The sequence below is a fragment of the Longivirga aurantiaca genome, from assembly GCF_042660085.1.
GTDB lineage: Bacteria > Actinomycetota > Actinomycetes > S36-B12 > CAIYMF01 > Longivirga > Longivirga aurantiaca.
On the sequence record NZ_JBHSTI010000008.1, the window covers coordinates 1,435,890 to 1,451,085 of the forward strand.

Annotated in this window: 14 protein-coding genes; 13 read left to right on the forward strand and 1 reads right to left on the reverse strand. The window is 72.2% G+C overall.

The window, feature by feature from the left end:
* Window positions 1-10: 10 nt before the first annotated feature.
* Window positions 11-850 carry a GNAT family N-acetyltransferase gene (locus ACFQGU_RS10665; protein ID WP_386766468.1) on the reverse strand — a complete coding sequence of 280 codons (840 nt, stop codon included), beginning with the start codon at window positions 848-850 and terminating at the stop codon, window positions 11-13.
* Window positions 851-899: 49 nt separating this feature from the next.
* Between ACFQGU_RS10665 and ACFQGU_RS10670 the strand changes: the two genes are divergently transcribed.
* From ACFQGU_RS10670 to ACFQGU_RS10730, 13 genes are all read left to right on the forward strand, one after another.
* Entirely contained in the window at window positions 900-2,297 is a 1,398-nt protein-coding gene (locus tag ACFQGU_RS10670) for a replication-associated recombination protein A (RefSeq protein WP_386766470.1), read from the forward strand.
* 7 nt (window positions 2,298-2,304) lie between these two features.
* Complete coding sequence (locus ACFQGU_RS10675) at window positions 2,305-2,610, forward strand: hypothetical protein (RefSeq protein WP_386766472.1); 306 nt, start codon at window positions 2,305-2,307, stop codon at window positions 2,608-2,610.
* Complete coding sequence (alaS, locus tag ACFQGU_RS10680; RefSeq protein WP_386766474.1) at window positions 2,610-5,288, forward strand: alanine--tRNA ligase; 2,679 nt, start codon at window positions 2,610-2,612, stop codon at window positions 5,286-5,288. Before ACFQGU_RS10675 ends, alaS begins: the two co-directional genes overlap by 1 nt.
* Before the next feature lie 44 nt (window positions 5,289-5,332).
* Entirely contained in the window at window positions 5,333-5,806 is a 474-nt protein-coding gene (gene ruvX / locus ACFQGU_RS10685) for a Holliday junction resolvase RuvX (RefSeq protein WP_386768239.1), read from the forward strand.
* Window positions 5,803-6,885, forward strand: a complete 1,083-nt coding sequence (gene mltG, locus ACFQGU_RS10690) for an endolytic transglycosylase MltG (RefSeq protein ID WP_386766476.1) — start codon at window positions 5,803-5,805, stop codon at window positions 6,883-6,885. Before ruvX ends, mltG begins: the two co-directional genes overlap by 4 nt.
* A gap of 5 nt (window positions 6,886-6,890) precedes the next feature.
* Entirely contained in the window at window positions 6,891-7,736 is an 846-nt protein-coding gene (locus ACFQGU_RS10695; protein WP_386766478.1) for a shikimate dehydrogenase, read from the forward strand.
* A 103-nt stretch (window positions 7,737-7,839) separates the two neighbouring features.
* Window positions 7,840-8,418 (forward strand): roadblock/LC7 domain-containing protein, encoded by a 579-nt coding sequence (locus ACFQGU_RS10700; RefSeq protein WP_386766480.1) that lies wholly within the window; start codon window positions 7,840-7,842, stop codon window positions 8,416-8,418.
* Window positions 8,419-8,453: 35 nt separating this feature from the next.
* Window positions 8,454-9,728 carry a DUF4388 domain-containing protein gene (locus ACFQGU_RS10705; protein WP_386766482.1) on the forward strand — a complete coding sequence of 425 codons (1,275 nt, stop codon included), beginning with the start codon at window positions 8,454-8,456 and terminating at the stop codon, window positions 9,726-9,728.
* Window positions 9,728-10,303 carry a GTP-binding protein gene (locus tag ACFQGU_RS10710; RefSeq protein WP_386766484.1) on the forward strand — a complete coding sequence of 192 codons (576 nt, stop codon included), beginning with the start codon at window positions 9,728-9,730 and terminating at the stop codon, window positions 10,301-10,303. The genes ACFQGU_RS10705 and ACFQGU_RS10710 overlap by 1 nt, the downstream gene beginning before the upstream one ends.
* 9 nt (window positions 10,304-10,312) lie before the next feature.
* A complete protein-coding gene (locus ACFQGU_RS10715) occupies window positions 10,313-10,615 on the forward strand; it encodes a hypothetical protein (RefSeq protein WP_386766486.1) in 303 nt (100 codons plus the stop codon).
* Between the two features lie 127 nt (window positions 10,616-10,742).
* Window positions 10,743-12,407 carry a GspE/PulE family protein gene (locus ACFQGU_RS10720; RefSeq protein WP_386766488.1) on the forward strand — a complete coding sequence of 555 codons (1,665 nt, stop codon included), beginning with the start codon at window positions 10,743-10,745 and terminating at the stop codon, window positions 12,405-12,407.
* A 140-nt stretch (window positions 12,408-12,547) separates the two neighbouring features.
* Window positions 12,548-13,870, forward strand: a complete 1,323-nt coding sequence (locus ACFQGU_RS10725; RefSeq protein ID WP_386768241.1) for a type IV pilus twitching motility protein PilT — start codon at window positions 12,548-12,550, stop codon at window positions 13,868-13,870.
* A gap of 23 nt (window positions 13,871-13,893) precedes the next feature.
* On the forward strand, window positions 13,894-15,123 hold the full coding sequence (locus ACFQGU_RS10730; protein ID WP_386766490.1) for a type II secretion system F family protein: 1,230 nt from the start codon (window positions 13,894-13,896) through the stop codon (window positions 15,121-15,123).
* The last annotated feature ends 73 nt before the right edge of the window (window positions 15,124-15,196 follow it).

The window sequence follows — 15,196 nt, forward strand, 5'->3', positions numbered from 1 at the left end:
CCGGGTCGCCTCAGTGGTGGTCGGGGCCGGCGACCGCCAGGGCGCCCGAGCTGCTGCCGCGGAGCCAGCGGAACCCCAGCGACGCGTAGACGCTGCGCGCCGCGTCGTTGTCGGCGTACATCCCGAGGCTGACCGCGGGCACGCCCGCGGCGAGCGAGTCGGCGGTGACCTCGGCGCACAGCAGCCGGGCGAGCCGCGTGCCGCGCCTCTCGGGGTGGGTGGCCACGCTGTTGAGGTGGTGGCTGCCCGACCGCTGACGCGTCACCGCGAGCACCGCCGCGAGCCCGCCCGTATCGGGCAGGCCGCGCTCGGGATCCTCGATCCCGGCCCAGCGCACCACGCGCGGGTCGCCGGCGGGGATCGACGCCGTGGGCGACGACACCTCGAGCAGGGCCGCGATGCGCGGGTCGCCGGCGTCCAGGTCGACCACCCGGGCGGCATCGCCGTACGGGGTGGACTGCGGAGCAGGCGGCACGAGGGTGCACCAGGCGTCCCACTCGTCGTGCTCGCGCGGCTGCAGGTGGTCGGGCAGCAGCGCGAGGCCGCCGCGCGGCACCGTGACCCCGGTGACCGGCTCGCCGATCCCGGTGCCGGCGTCCGCGAGACGCGTGAGCAGGGCGACGGCGGCGGCCACGTGCCCGGGGTCGAGCGGGTCGGCGGCGTACCCGCTCACCCAGCGGGCCCCGCGCCACGCGTGGTGGCTCACGACGGCCGCGGCTCGCCCGGGATCCGTGGCGATGCGCTGCAGGTGCCCGGGGTCGACGTCGAACCGGATCCAGAGGTCGCCCGGCAGTGCCTCCTCGAGCTCGGCGTGCAGGGCGCGCTGCCGGTCGTCGGGTGCGGGGCTCACCCCGTAACCCAAGCAGACCGCCGCCCGGCCACCGCCTAGGGTTTCCCGCGTGACCGCGAGCCTGTTCGACGACGGTGCGGCGCCGACCCGCGTCGGAGCCCCGCTCGCCGTCCGCATGCGCCCGCGCACCCTGGAGGAGCTGGTCGGCCAGCGGCACCTGCTCGAGCCCGGGAGCCCCCTGCGCAGGCTGGTGGCCGACCCCGGGTCGGGCCGCGCCGGCATCACGAGCGTGATCCTCTGGGGGCCGCCCGGCACCGGCAAGACCACCCTCGCCTCGCTCGTGAGCACGAGCACGGGACGCCGCTTCGTCGAGCTCTCGGCCGTGACGGCCGGCGTGAAGGACGTCCGCGAGGTGGTCGACCGCGCCCGCGACGCCCTCGGCATGCAGGGGCAGGGCACGGTGCTGTTCGTCGACGAGGTGCACCGCTTCTCCAAGACCCAGCAGGACGCGCTCCTCCCGGCGGTCGAGAACGGCTGGGTCACGCTCGTCGCCGCAACCACCGAGAACCCGTCGTTCTCGGTGATCTCCCCGCTGCTCTCGCGCTCGCTCGTGCTCACCCTGGCCTCGCTGACCGACGACGACCTCCGCGACCTGCTGCGCCGTGCCGTCTCCGACCCCCGCGGCCTCGACGGCACGGTGGAGCTCAGCGAGGAGGCGGAGGAGCACCTGCTGCGCGTGGCGGGCGGCGACGCCCGGCGCGCGCTCACCAGCCTGGAGGCCGCCGCCGGTGCTGCCCTCGACGCCGGGACGAACGTCGTCGACCTCGCCGCGGTCGAGCGGGCCGTGGCCCATGCGGCACCGCGCTACGACCGCGACGGCGACCAGCACTACGACGTGATCAGCGCGTTCATCAAGAGCTGCCGCGGGTCCGACGTCGACGCCGCCCTGCACTACCTGGCCCGGATGCTCGAGGCGGGGGAGGACCCCCGCTTCATCGCGCGCCGCCTGATCATCCTGGCGAGCGAGGACGTCGGCATGGCCGACCCGACCGCGCTGCAGACCGCGGTGGCGGCGGCGAACGCCGTGCAGCTGATCGGCCTCCCCGAGGGCAGGCTCACGCTGGCCCAGGCGACGGTGGCGATCGCGCTGGCGCCCAAGTCGAACGCCGTCACCGTGGCGATCGGCGAGGCCGAGGCAGACGTGCGCCGCGGGCTCATCGGACCGGTACCGGCCCACCTGCGCGACAGCCACTACGCCCGCGCCTCCGACCTCGGCCACGGTGTGGGCTACGTCTACCCGCACGACGTGCCCGGGGGAGTGGCCGAGCAGCAGTACGCCCCCGACCAGGCCACGGGCCGCCGCTACTACGTGCCGACCCGTCATGGCGCCGAGGCGCGGTACGCCGACGTCCTGGACCGCCTGCGGGTGGCGCTGGGCCGTGAGGCCCCGCCGGTAGGGTCGGACGACGCGTCGACCGGCGACGCGACAGGTGGCAGCGAGGGGTGAGCACGACGTGAAGCGACTGTTCTGGCTCGGTGTCGGCGCCGCCGCGGGCTACTACGCCGCACGCCGGGGCGAGGAGGCCGTCGAGCGCGCCCGCGAGCGCGGCGTCGTCGGCAACGTGACCCTCGCAGCCACCACGGCGTCGAAGGTGGCGGCCACCGCGTCGCGCACCGCCGTGACGCTCGGCGAGAAGGCACGCGCCCTCGCGGCCGACCCCGCCGGCTCCGAGACCGCCACCGTGACCCCGATCCGCCCTGCAGCCGGCACGTCCCCGAGCAGCCCCGCGAGCAGCCCCAGCCGAGAGGTCCGACCCTGATGGACTCCGCCGAGATCCGTAGCCGCTTCCTGCGGTTCTTCGCCGACCGCGGGCACACGCCCGTGCCGTCGGCGTCGCTGCTCCTCGACGACCCGACGCTGCTGTTCGTGAACGCCGGCATGGTGCCGTTCAAGCCCTACTTCCTCGGCGAGGCGCCGGCTCCGTACGACCGCGCGACGTCGGTGCAGAAGTGCGTGCGCACCCTCGACATCGACGAGGTGGGCAAGACCACGCGGCACGCGTCGTTCTTCCAGATGGCCGGCAACTTCAGCTTCGGCGACTACTTCAAGGAGGGGGCCATCCCGTTCGCGTGGGAGCTGCTCACCTCCTCGGAGGCCGACGGCGGCTACGGCTTCCCCGAGGACAGGCTCTGGGCGACCGTGTACGACGACGACGACGAGGCCCTCGACATCTGGCACCGCGTCGTCGGCGTCCCCCTCGAGCGGATCCAGCGCCGGGACGCGAAGGACAACTACTGGTCGATGGGCGTCCCCGGCCCCGGCGGCCCGTGCTCGGAGATCTACTACGACCGCGGCCCGGAGCACGGCAAGGAGGGCGGTCCCGTCGCCGACGAGGACCGCTACCTCGAGGTGTGGAACCTCGTCTTCATGCAGGACGAGCTGTCAGCCGTCCGCAGCAAGACCGACTTCGACGTCCGCCAGCCGCTGCCGGCGAAGAACATCGACACCGGCATGGGCCTCGAGCGGATGGCCGCGCTGCTGCAGGGCGTCGACAACATCTACGAGATCGACACCACCAAGATGATCCTCGACCGCGCGGTGGCTCTGTCGGGCGCGCGGTACGGCGCGGGCAGCAGAGACGACGACGTGCGCCTGCGCGTGGTCGCCGACCATGCCCGCACGGTGGCCTTCCTCATGCAGGACGGCGTCCTCCCGGGCAACGAGGGCCGCGGCTACGTGCTGCGCCGCATCCTGCGCCGCGTCGTCCGCAACATGCGGCTGCTCGGCTCGAACGACCCGGTGATGGGCGAGCTCATCTCCGCCTCGGTCGACGCCATGGGCCCGCAGTACCCCGAGCTCGTCGACGACCTCGGCCGTCTCGTCTCCATCGCGGAGAACGAGGAGGCGGTGTTCGCCGAGACGCTCCGCACCGGCACGACGCTGTTCGACACCGCCGTGGCCGACCTGCAGAGGAAGGGCGGCACCACCCTCGCGGGCGACGCCGCGTTCGCGCTGCACGACACGTTCGGCTTCCCCATCGACCTCACGCTGGAGATGGCGGCCGAGAAGGGGATCGAGGTCGACCAGGACGGCTTCCGCCGCCTCATGACCGAGCAGCGCGACCGCGCCAAGGCCGACGCCAAGGCGCGCAAGGCCGGTCTCACGCCCCTGACGGTCTACAAGGACGTCATGGACGCCGCCGGCATCACGGCGTTCACCGGCTACGACGAGGTCGTCTCCGAGGCGACGCTGCGCGGGATCCTCGTCGACGGCGAGGACGTCCGGAGCGCCCGCGAGGGCACCTCGGTCGAGGTCGTGCTCGACCGCAGCCCGTTCTACGCCGAGGGCGGCGGCCAGCTGGCCGATGCCGGCCTCATCACGCTCGCGGACGGCTCTGTCGTCGAGATCGCCGATGTCCAGCAGCCCGTTCCCGGTCTCTACGTGCACCGCGGTCGCGTCGTGTCCGGCGAGGCGGTCGTGGGCCAGGCCGCCGTCGGCCGGGTCGACCTCGAGCGCCGCCGTGCGATCTCGCGCGCGCACACGGCCACGCACCTGGTGCACAAGGCGTTCCGCGACGCGCTCGGCGAGACCGCCACGCAGATGGGCTCGGAGAACTCGCCGGGCAGGTTCCGCTTCGACTTCCCGCTCTCGGGCGCTGTCCCGGCCTCGGTCATGGCCGACGTCGAGGCGCGGGTCAACGACGTCCTCGCCGAGGACCTCGCCGTGACCGCGGAGATCATGAGCCAGGAGCAGGCCCGGGCGGCCGGCGCCATGGCGCTGTTCGGCGAGAAGTACGGCGACAAGGTCCGCGTGGTCTCGGTCGGCGACTGGGCCCGCGAGCTCTGCGGTGGCACCCACGCCCAGCGCTCCGGCCAGGTCGGGCTGGTCAAGTTCCTGTCCGAGGGCTCGATCGGCACCGGCGTGCGCCGGGTCGAGGCCCTCGTCGGCACCGACGCCTACCGGTTCCTCGCGCGCGAGCACCTGCTGGTGGCCCAGCTCGCCGAGATCGTGAAGGCGCGCCCGGAGGAGCTGCCGGAGCGGGTCGACGCGATCCTCACCAAGCTCAAGGACGCCGAGCGGGAGATCGCGAAGGTCCGTTCGGCCAGCCTCGTGGCGAACCTCGAGGGCATCCTCGGCAACGCGCAGGAGGTCGGCCAGGTGCGGCTCTGGACCTTCACCGCCCCTGACGGCACCGACGCCGGCGGCCTGCGCGAGCTGGTCACCAAGGGTCGGGACGCCGCTCGGCAGGAGATCCCGTCGGTCGTGCTCGGCGCGGCGATCTCGGACGGCAAGGTGAGCGTGGTCGTCGCGACCAACGCGGCCGGCCGCGCGGCCGGTGCGTCCGCGAACTCCGTGCTGCAGGCGGCGCTCGCCGCGGTGGGCGGCCGAGGCGGCGGCAAGGACGACATGGCCCAGGGCGGCGGCACCGACGTCACCGGCGTGCAGGCGGCCTTCGCGGCCGCGGCCGGTGCCGTCCGGGCTGCCGTGGGGGCGTGACGTCGCCCACAGACGCCGGATTCCGGCGGGGGATCCGGATCGGCGTGGACGTGGGATCCGTCCGAGTGGGCGTGTCCCGCACCGACCCTGACGGCCTCCTGGCCGTGCCCGTCGCGACCCTCGACCGCCCCAAGGCGGTCGCGGCGCCGCGCACGGACCTGCTCGGCGTCGCCGACCTGGTGGGGGAGTACGAGCCCCTCGAGGTGGTCGTGGGCCTGCCTCTGACGCTCGAGGGCGTCGAGGGCCCTGCCACCGAGGCCGTCCGTGCGTGGGTGGCCGACCTGCACCGCGAGCTCGCCCGACGGGGAACTTCCGTGCCGGTGCGGCTCGTCGACGAACGGATGACCACCGCCGCCGTCACCAAGAGCCTGCGCGCCGCAGGTCGCGACGCGCGCAGCAGCCGTGCCGTGGTCGACCAGGCCGCGGCTGTCATGATCGTCCAGCACGCGCTCGACGCCGAGCGCGCCACAGGTGCCCCGCCGGGCACCCTCGCGGAGCCCCCGGAGGACCTCGCATGAGCCAGCTCGGACTCGGGATGGACTACGACGAGCCCAGCACCCGTCGTCGCCGCAGCTCGGGGCCGCTCGCGGTGCTCGTGGCCTTCCTCATGCTGGCGGTGATCGGCGTCGGAGCCTTCCTCGGCATCCGGTCGCTCACCGGCAGCGGGAGCGGCGATTTCGAGGGCGAGGGCTCCGGCAGCGTCACGATCGTGGTCGCCAAGGGCGACTCCCTCACCGCGATCGGCCGGACGCTGGCCGACGCCGAGGTCGTGGCGTCCTCCGACGCCTTCGTCGGGGCGGCCTCGTCCGACGACCGGGCCGAGAGCATCGCGCCCGGCGCCTACCAGCTGCGGAAGGGGATGAGCGGCGCCGCGGCGCTCGAGCTCATGCTCGACCCGGCCTCCCGTCTGGTGCAGAAGGTCGTCGTTCCCGAGGGTCTGCGCTTCGAGAAGACGATCGTGCGGATCACCAAGGGCACCGACCTCACCGAGGACCAGGTCAAGGAGGCGCTGTCGCGTGCCGGTGCGCTCGGGCTGCCGGCGTACGCCGAGGGCAGCGTCGAGGGCTTCCTGTTCCCGGCTACCTACGAGTTCCAGCCCGGGGTCGACGCCGACACCGTGGTCAAGGCCATGCTCACCCGGTTCCGGGTCGCGGCCAAGGAGGTCGACCTCGTCGCCGAGGCCAAGAAGCGCAAGCTCACGCCGTTCGAGGTGGTCGTGATCGCGAGCCTCGTCCAGGGCGAGAGCGCGCCGGAGGACTACGACAAGGTCGCGCGCGTGGTGTTCAACCGCCTCGAGCAGGGCATGCCGCTGCAGTTCGACTCCACCGTCAACTACGCGCTCGGCAAGAGCGACCTGCAGCTCTCCGCCGAGGACCTGAAGACCGACAGCCCGTACAACACCTACGTGAACAAGGGCCTCCCGCCGGGCCCGATCAACTCGCCCGGCGAGGCCGCGCTCACCGCGGTGCTGAACCCCGCCAAGGGCGACTGGCTCTACTTCGTGACCACCGACCCGGACACCCGGACCACGGAGTTCGCCACCACGTACGACGAGTTCCTCGTGCTGAAGCGCAAGTTCCAGGAAAACGTCGGCTAGCGACGATGTCGGCTGGACGCAGGCGGGCGGCGGTGCTGGGGCACCCGGTCGCCCACTCGCTCTCCCCGGTGCTGCACCGGGCCGCGTACTCCGCCCTCGGGCTCGACTGGGACTACGGCCTGCACGACGTCACCGAGGACGGCCTCGCCGGCTTCGTGGCAGCCCTGGACGACTCCTGGGCGGGGTTCTCGCTCACGATGCCGCTCAAGGAGGCCGTGATCCCGCTGCTGGACGACGTCGACCTCGTCGCCCTCGCCACGGGCGCGGTCAACACCGTCGTGCTCGACCGGGACGGCCGGCACGGCTGGAACACCGACGTGCACGGGATCGTGGCCGCTCTGGACGAGCAGGGGGCCGCAGCCTCGACCGGCGCCGTGCTCGGCGCCGGGGCCACCGCCCGTTCGGCGGTCGCCGCCCTTGCCCGCCGCGGCACGACCGACGTCGTCCTGGTCGCGCGCCGGCCCGAGGCCGCTGCGGCGGTCCTCGCCACCGCGCTGCAGGTCGGCGTGGCCGTGGAGGTGCTCGGCTGGGACTCGGTGCCGGACGCGCTCGAGGCCGACTGCGTGGTGTCGACAGTGCCGACCGGGGTCGTCGACCCGTTCGCGCCGGGCGTGACCGCCGCCGGTGGCCCTCGAGGCTGCCTGCTCGACGTCGTCTACGACCCCTGGCCCACCCCGCTGGCAGCCGCCTGGGCCGCCGCGGGCGGCAGCGTGGCGTCGGGCCTCGACATGCTCCTGCACCAGGCCGTGCGCCAGGTCGAGCTCATGACCGGGCTGACCCCGCCCATCGAGGCGATGCGGTCAGCGCTGGCAGCAGCGGCCGCTGCTCGAGGGGCCTCCGGAGCGGGCTGAGCGAGGGCAGAAGCGCCGCGGGGCTCAAGCCGGGCCTCCCAGGCGCCGAAAGCATGCTCGGAGGGTCATCTGACCTCCGTCCTGCGACTCGTCGAGGTGTCCCATGTCCGGCCAGCTCCCCTCCACCGGTCGCGCGGCCCGACTCGATCGTGCGCTCGCCGACCTCCTGGCCCAGGCTCCCGAGCTCGAGGCGGCCGCCGTGGTGTCCTTCGACGGGCTCGCGATGGCCTCGCGGCTGCCGTCCGGCATGGACGAGGACCGCGTGGCGGCGATGAGCGCCGCGCTCCTCAGCCTCGGCGAGAAGGCCGCGCAGGGCCTCGGTCGCGGCGACCTCTCCCAGGTGTACGTCGAGGGCGAGTCCGGCACCGTCTTCCTGATCTCCGCCGACGACGAGGCAGTCCTGGTCGCCGTCGCCGCAGCCGGCGCCAAGGCCGGGCTCATGCTCTACGAGGTCCGCCGCGCCGCGTCCGCCGTCGGCCAGGTGCTGCGCGAGGCCGCCCCCGTCGTCGCCGAGCCGACCGTGGACGAGCAGGCGCTGGCCGAGGCGGAGGCCGCGTACGAGGCCTACCGCGCCTCGCAGGCGGTGGCGCCCATGGTCGACGCACCCCCTGCCCCGGACCCGGTCCCCGCGTGGGACCCCTACGCCACCGAGCCCGTCTCCTCCGTCCGATCCTGGTCCTGACCGGTTCCCACCACCACTGAAGGAGGGGCGCACCCGTGAAGCTCGAGGGCTCCCTCGACGCGTTCGGTCTCCCTGACGTCGTCACGCTGCTCGCGACGACCGGCAAGACCGGCGGTCTGCTGCTGCGCCGGACGGGCGACGACCGAACCATGACCGAGGGTGCGGTCTGGTTCCGTGACGGCCGCGTGTGCGGTGCGACGTCGGACCGGTCGCGCGCGTCCCTGGTACGCCGGGTGGTGGGCTCCGGCGCCGTGGACGACAACGCCCTGCGCCAGGCCGTCTCGCGAGCCGTGTCCGCTGGTGGGGGAGTGGCACGTGCCCTCCTCGAGTCGGGATCGGTCGACCCCGACCTCCTGCGCCAGGCCGCGGACGACCAGACCGTGGATGCCGTCTTCGACCTCCTGCGCTGGAGCGCGGGCGACTTCGCCTTCGACCCGGGCGCCTCCGACCCCGACGACATCGGGCTGGCCGTCGAGCACGGGCGGGTGCTGGCCGAGGCCCGCGCCCGTGTCGAGGCCTGGGCCTCGCTCATCGTGGTCATCCCCAGCGTGGACTCCGTGCTGACCGTGCCCACGGTGCTCGGCCACGACCCCGAGGTGTCGCGCGACGAGTGGGCGCTGCTGTCCCTCGTGGACGGGCACCGCCGTGTCGGCGACCTGGTGGAGCTCACCGGGGCGGGCGAGTTCGCCGTCACCACCATCCTGGCCCGCCTGGCCCAGCGCGGGCTCCTGCACGTGAAGGACGCCGCGGCCCCCGACCACGTCGCCATCGTGGAGCGCCGGCTCGGCATGCTCGCCTCGATCGAAGGGTCCTCGCCCGCGGTGCCCGAGGCGCCGCAGCAGCAGCAGCCCGTGGCCGTCGAGGAGCCTGTCGCCGGGCCCGGCGCCCAGGGCATGTCTGCGGCCGCTGCCCTCGCCGCAGCCCGTGCGGCACAGGGACTCCCGCAGTCCGGCAACCCCGGATCCGGGGCGAAGAGGACACCGCGGCACGAGGTCGTGCCGCCACGTCCGGAGCCCTTCCTGCCCGGACGACGCCCTGAGCACCCGGAGCCCGCTCCCGAGCGTGTCGCCGGTGCCTCGGCGCACCGCGCTACCCCGGCCTACTCCGCGCCGGCGTCTCCCGTGGGTGTCCCGTTCCCCGGCTCGATCGGCAGCCGCGCGGGCTCGGTCGAGGGAGCGACCGCCCGGTCGCTGGCCGATCCGGATCAGCTCCCGGCCCCGGACCCGCGGCACGACTCCACCATCGAGCGCGACCCCGCGATGAACCGCAGCCTGCTGCTGCGCCTCATCGCCGGCGTGAGGGGGCTCTGATGGCAGCGCGCAAGCACCGCCGACAGGGCGGCCAGGCCGTGAAGATCGTGGTCACCGGTCCGTTCGCGGCGGGCAAGACGACACTGATCCGCACGATCAGCGAGATCACGGTGCTCTCGACCGAGCGCGGCATCACCGACGACACCCGCACCCGCAAGCCCGAGACGACCGTGGCGATGGACTTCGGGCGCATCACGATCGACCGCGATCTGGTGCTCTACCTGTTCGGCACGCCCGGCCAGGAGCGCTTCGACTTCATGTGGGAGATCCTCGGCGAGGGGATGCTCGGCTACGTCCTGCTCGTCGACGCGGACCGCCCCGAGACCCTCGGCGAGGCAGCAGGGATCCTGGCCGCCTTCCGCCGGATGGCGCACGTCCCCTTCGTCGTGGCGCTCAACCGCAGCGCCGAGGTCGACCCCCGGGCCGAGGATCTGGTCCGCGAGGCGCTCGAGCTGAGCCCGGGCACCCCGGTCGTCCCGTGCGACGCCACGGACAAGGACTCGGTCAAGGGCGTCCTGCTCGCGCTGCTCTACAGCGTGCTCGACGACATCGAAGCGACCGCGGCCCACGCGTAGGAGGAGCCGATGCGCCTGCTGCGATGGTCCCGTCGCCGTACCGAACCGGTCGGCCGGCATTCGCGCGTCCTGACGGGCATCAGCATGACGGGCGCCGCGGCGAGCCTCGTGAGCTCCACGGTCACCGCGGAGTCGGTCGTGGCCGAGGCCGAGGAGGTGGCCGCGTCCTCACGCTCGGTGACCGCCACGGGCGAGCCGGCGGTGACGCTGGGGTTCGCCGACGGCGCGAGCGTGGCGCTGGAGGCCGACGACCCTCGTGTGCGCACCTTCCGGGCGGCCGCGGCCGCCCTGCTCGACGCCCCGCGCCCCTGACGCGTCCGGCCCCGTCCGCCGTCCGGGCTACAGACGACCGCTCGCTGTGCCGAACAGGTGAAGGGGAGCCTGGTGCTCCCGCGAGACCCGGCCGCCGCCGGGGACGTCCGAGCCGGGAGAACGCATCGTGAAGCAGCTGGGGGACATCCTCCTCGAGGGCGGCCTGGTCACCCACGACCAGCTGGCCGTCGCCGTTGACGAGCAGAACCGGCTCGGTCGCAGCCTCGGGCGGGTGCTCGTGGACCGCGGCGTGCTCACCGAGGCCCAGCTCGTCGCCTCCCTGGCCGCGCAGATCGGCATGCGCTTCGTCGATCTCGGCGACATCCAGATCGACGGATCCGCGCTCGGCCGCGTGCCGGGCCACGTCGCCCGTCGCCACACCGCGATCCCGATCGGCTACGACGAGGGCAAGCTCGTCGTCGCCATGGCCGACCCGGCGAACGTGTTCGCGATCGACGACATCCGCTCCGCCGCGGGCATCGACGTCAAGCCCGTCGTGGCCACCCGCAACGACGTGGCGGCAGCCATCGACCGCTTCTACCGCGCTGGCGACGAGCTGAACGACCTGACCTCCGAGCTGGACACGGGGGAGGACGAGGAGGACCTGTCCAAGGTCAAGGAGATCACCGAGGACGCGCCGATCGTCCGCTACGTGAACCTGCTGATCACCCAGGCGATCCAGGACCGGGCCTCGGACATCCACCTCGAGCCGACCGAGCACGACCTGCGCGTGCGCTACCGCATCGACGGCGTGCTCCACGAGGTCATGCGCTCCCCGCGCGCGATCCAGTCGGGCGTGATCAGCCGCCTGAAGATCATGGCGGACATCAACATCGCCGAGCGCCGCATCCCGCAGGACGGCCGACTGTCGGTCGCTGCGCACGGCAAGAAGGTCGATCTCCGCGTGGCCACGCTCCCGACGGTCTGGGGCGAGAAGGTCGTCATGCGAATCCTGGACAACTCCACGGCGCGCATGGACCTCTCCGACCTCGGCTTCAGCCCGCACAACTTCGGCATCTTCGAGAAGTCGTACGTGAAGCCCTACGGCATGATCCTGGTGACAGGACCGACCGGGTCCGGCAAGTCGACCACGCTGTACGCCACGCTCAACGTGGTCAACAAGCCCGAGGTCAACATCATCACGGTCGAGGACCCGGTCGAGTACCGGCTCCCTGGCGTGAACCAGGTGCAGGTCAACAACAAGGCCGGCCTGAACTTCGCCGCAGCCCTGCGCTCGATCCTCCGCTCGGACCCCGACATCGTCCTCATCGGTGAGATCCGCGACCACGAGACGGCGCAGATCGCCGTCGAGGCCTCGCTCACCGGTCACCTCGTGCTCTCGACCCTGCACACGAACGACGCGCCGAGCGCGATCACGCGCCTCACCGAGATGGGCATCGAGCCCTTCCTGGTGGGCTCCGCCATGGACGTCGTGCTGGCCCAGCGCCTCGCTCGCCGGCTGTGCTCGAAGTGCAAGGAGCCGTTCGAGCCGGACGCCGAGCAGCTCGCAGCCATCCGGTTCAAGCCGTACCCCGGTGATCCGGAGCCGCACTTCTACCGCCCCGTGGGGTGCGCCAACTGCGCGAAGACCGGTTACAAGGGTCGCGTCGCGATCCACGAGGTCATGGCGATCAGCGACGAGATCGAGCGCCTGACCGTCGACCGCGCGTCCTCGACGCGCATCGGCGAGGTCGCGATCGAGCAGGGGATGCGCACGCTCCGCGAGGACGGCCTGCTCAAGGCCTCCCAGGGCATCACGACGATCGACGAGGTCTTCCGCGTCGTCGCCTGAGCACGTGCACGCGCGGTGACGGGGACGACTCGGCCGAGCGGGTGGTCCGAAGGCTCAAGCAGGGCTCTCGGACGGCCGATGGTCAGCAAGGACGCCGGCACTAGGGGTGCCGGCCCGAACGAGGAGTGGCCGTGGAGTCCATGCCGTACGCCGGGCAGCAGTCCGTGCCACCGGTCGCCTCGCCCTATCCGTCGGGCGCGGTCCCGGCGGGTTACCCGGCCGCCCCGGTGGCCAGCGCCGCCCCGGTCGCCGCACCCATGCCGGTCTCGGCACCGATGCCGGTCGCCCCGGCCCCGGAGCCCACGGTCCTGGAGCACAACCCGCTGAACGAGCACGGCACCGGTGTCCCGCAGGTCGTCCCGACCCGTCAGGGCACCGAGCAGACGGTGCGCGAGGACGACTTCAGCCTCGTCGACGCGCTGCTCATGATGCTCGACCGCGGCGCGTCCGACCTGCACCTCACCTCCGGCGCCCGGCCGACCATCCGCGTGAGCGGGTCGCTGGTGCCCATCGACGAGTTCGACGTCCTCACGCCCCCGGTGCTCCAGCGCGTCATCTACTCCGTGCTCACCCAGCACCAGCGGTTGAAGTTCGAGGAGGAGCTGGAGCTGGACTTCGCGTACTCGCTGCCGGGCCGGGCCCGCTTCCGCGTGAACATCTACAAGCAGCGCGACAGCCTCGGTGCGGCCTTCCGCATCATCCCGTTCGAGATCAAGAGCCTGGAGAGCCTCGGCGTCCCGCCGTCGGTTTCGAACTTCGCCAGCCTGCCGCGCGGCTTCGTCCTCGTGACCGGTCCCACCGGCTCCGGCAAGTCCACGACGCTCGCCGCGCTGGTCGACCTGGCCAACCGCACGCGGCACGACCACATCATGACCGTCGAGGACCCCATCGAGTTCCTCCACCGGCACAAGAGCTGCATCATCAACCAGCGCGAGGTGGGCGAGGACACCTGGTCGTTCGCCAACGCGCTCAAGCACGTCCTGCGCCAGGACCCCGACATCATCCTCGTCGGCGAGATGCGCGACCTCGAGACGATCTCGGTCGCGCTCACCGCCGCCGAGACCGGCCACCTCGTGTTCGCGACGCTGCACACGCAGGACGCGGCCCAGACCATCGACCGCGTCATCGACGTCTTCCCGCCCCATCAGCAGCAGCAGGTGCGCCAGCAGCTCGCGATGTCGCTCCAGGGCGTCGTCTGCCAGACCCTCTGCAAGACCGCCGACGGGCACGGCCGGGTCGTCGCGACCGAGGTCCTCGTGGTCACGCCGGCCGTGCGGAACCTCATCCGTGAGGGGAAGACGCACCAGATCTACTCCGTCATGCAGGCGGGCGCGCAGTTCGGCATGCACACGCTCGACCAGCACCTCGCCGAGCTCGTCCGTACCCGCCGGGTCACGTACGAGCACGGTGTGGAGAAGTGCCACCACATCGAGGACTTCAACCGGCTCGTCGGCCGGGCCTGAGCGGCGAGGAGAGGCATCCAGCCATGGCAGCTACAGCGACCTTCCAGTACGCGGTCCGCGACAAGCAGGGCAAGGTCGTCACCGGCAAGATCGAGGCCGACTCACCGGCCCAGGTGGCGTCCAAGCTGAAGAGCATGGGCTACGCGCCCATGAAGATCAGCCAGGTCGACGGCGGCGGTCTCAAGAAGGAGATCTCGCTGCCGCGGCTGGGCAGCAAGGTCAAGCTCAAGGAGATCGCGATCTTCTCGCGCCAGTTCGCGACGATGATCAACTCCGGGCTCTCCATGCTGCGCGCGCTCTCGATCCTCGAGGAGCAGCAGCCCAACAAGGTGTTCGCCCAGGTGATCGGGGAGATCCGGTCCGAGGTCGAGAGCGGCTCGGCGCTGTCGACGTCCATGTCGAAGCACCCGGACGTCTTCGCGCCGCTCATGATCAACATGATCAAGGCCGGCGAGGTCGGCGGCTTCCTCGACAGCGTGCTGAACCAGCTCGCCGAGAACTACGAGGCCGAGGTCAAGCTCCGCGGCAAGGTGAAGTCGGCCATGACCTACCCGGTCGCCGTGCTCGTCATGGCGATCCTGCTCACGGTCGGCATGCTGCTGTTCGTGGTCCCGACGTTCGCGAAGCTGTTCTCGGACCTCGGTGGCGAGCTGCCGGCGCCCACCCAGATGCTCGTGAGCCTGTCGAACTTCCTCAAGGTCGGGATCGTCCCGATCGTGATCCTGTCGGTCATCGGCTTCGTGGTCTGGGTGCGGGTGAAGAACACGGACCGCGTGCGCGAGTTCATCGACCCGCTCAAGCTCAAGATGCCGGTCTTCGGCGGCCTGTTCCAGAAGATCGCGCTCGCGCGCTTCTGCCGCAACCTCGGCACGATGCTGCACTCCGGCGTCCCGATCCTGCAGTCGCTGGACATCGTGGCCGACACCTCGGGCAACAAGGTCATCACCCACGCCGTCCACGACATCGAGGAGAGCGTGCGTCGCGGTGAGAGCCTCACCCAGCCGCTGTCGACCCATGCGGTCTTCCCGGCCATGGTGGTGCAGATGCTGGCGGTCGGCGAGGACACGGGCGCCCTCGACTCCATGCTCGCCAAGATCGCGGACTTCTACGACGCCGAGGTCGAGGCGACCACCGAGCAGATGACGGCGCTCATCGAGCCGCTCATGATCGCCGTGCTCGGCGGGATCGTGGGGTCGATGATCATCGCCCTGTACATGCCGATCTTCAAGATCTTCGACCTCATCGGCGGCTAGCCGACGCACTCGTCCCATGGCGGCGGCCGCGCTCCCCTCGCAGGGGGCGCGGCCGTCGCCGTTCGCCGGCCGC

Coding starts and splice junctions, on each gene's coding strand:
- alaS (WP_386766474.1), top strand. CDS start 2,610: ATGGACTCCGCCGAGATCCGTAGCCGCTTCCTGCGGTTCTTCGCCGAC.
- mltG (WP_386766476.1), top strand. CDS start 5,803: ATGAGCCAGCTCGGACTCGGGATGGACTACGACGAGCCCAGCACCCGT.
- ACFQGU_RS10695 (WP_386766478.1), top strand. CDS start 6,891: ATGTCGGCTGGACGCAGGCGGGCGGCGGTGCTGGGGCACCCGGTCGCC.
- ACFQGU_RS10700 (WP_386766480.1), top strand. CDS start 7,840: ATGTCCGGCCAGCTCCCCTCCACCGGTCGCGCGGCCCGACTCGATCGT.
- ACFQGU_RS10710 (WP_386766484.1), top strand. CDS start 9,728: ATGGCAGCGCGCAAGCACCGCCGACAGGGCGGCCAGGCCGTGAAGATC.
- ACFQGU_RS10715 (WP_386766486.1), top strand. CDS start 10,313: ATGCGCCTGCTGCGATGGTCCCGTCGCCGTACCGAACCGGTCGGCCGG.
- ACFQGU_RS10725 (WP_386768241.1), top strand. CDS start 12,548: ATGCCGTACGCCGGGCAGCAGTCCGTGCCACCGGTCGCCTCGCCCTAT.
- ACFQGU_RS10730 (WP_386766490.1), top strand. CDS start 13,894: ATGGCAGCTACAGCGACCTTCCAGTACGCGGTCCGCGACAAGCAGGGC.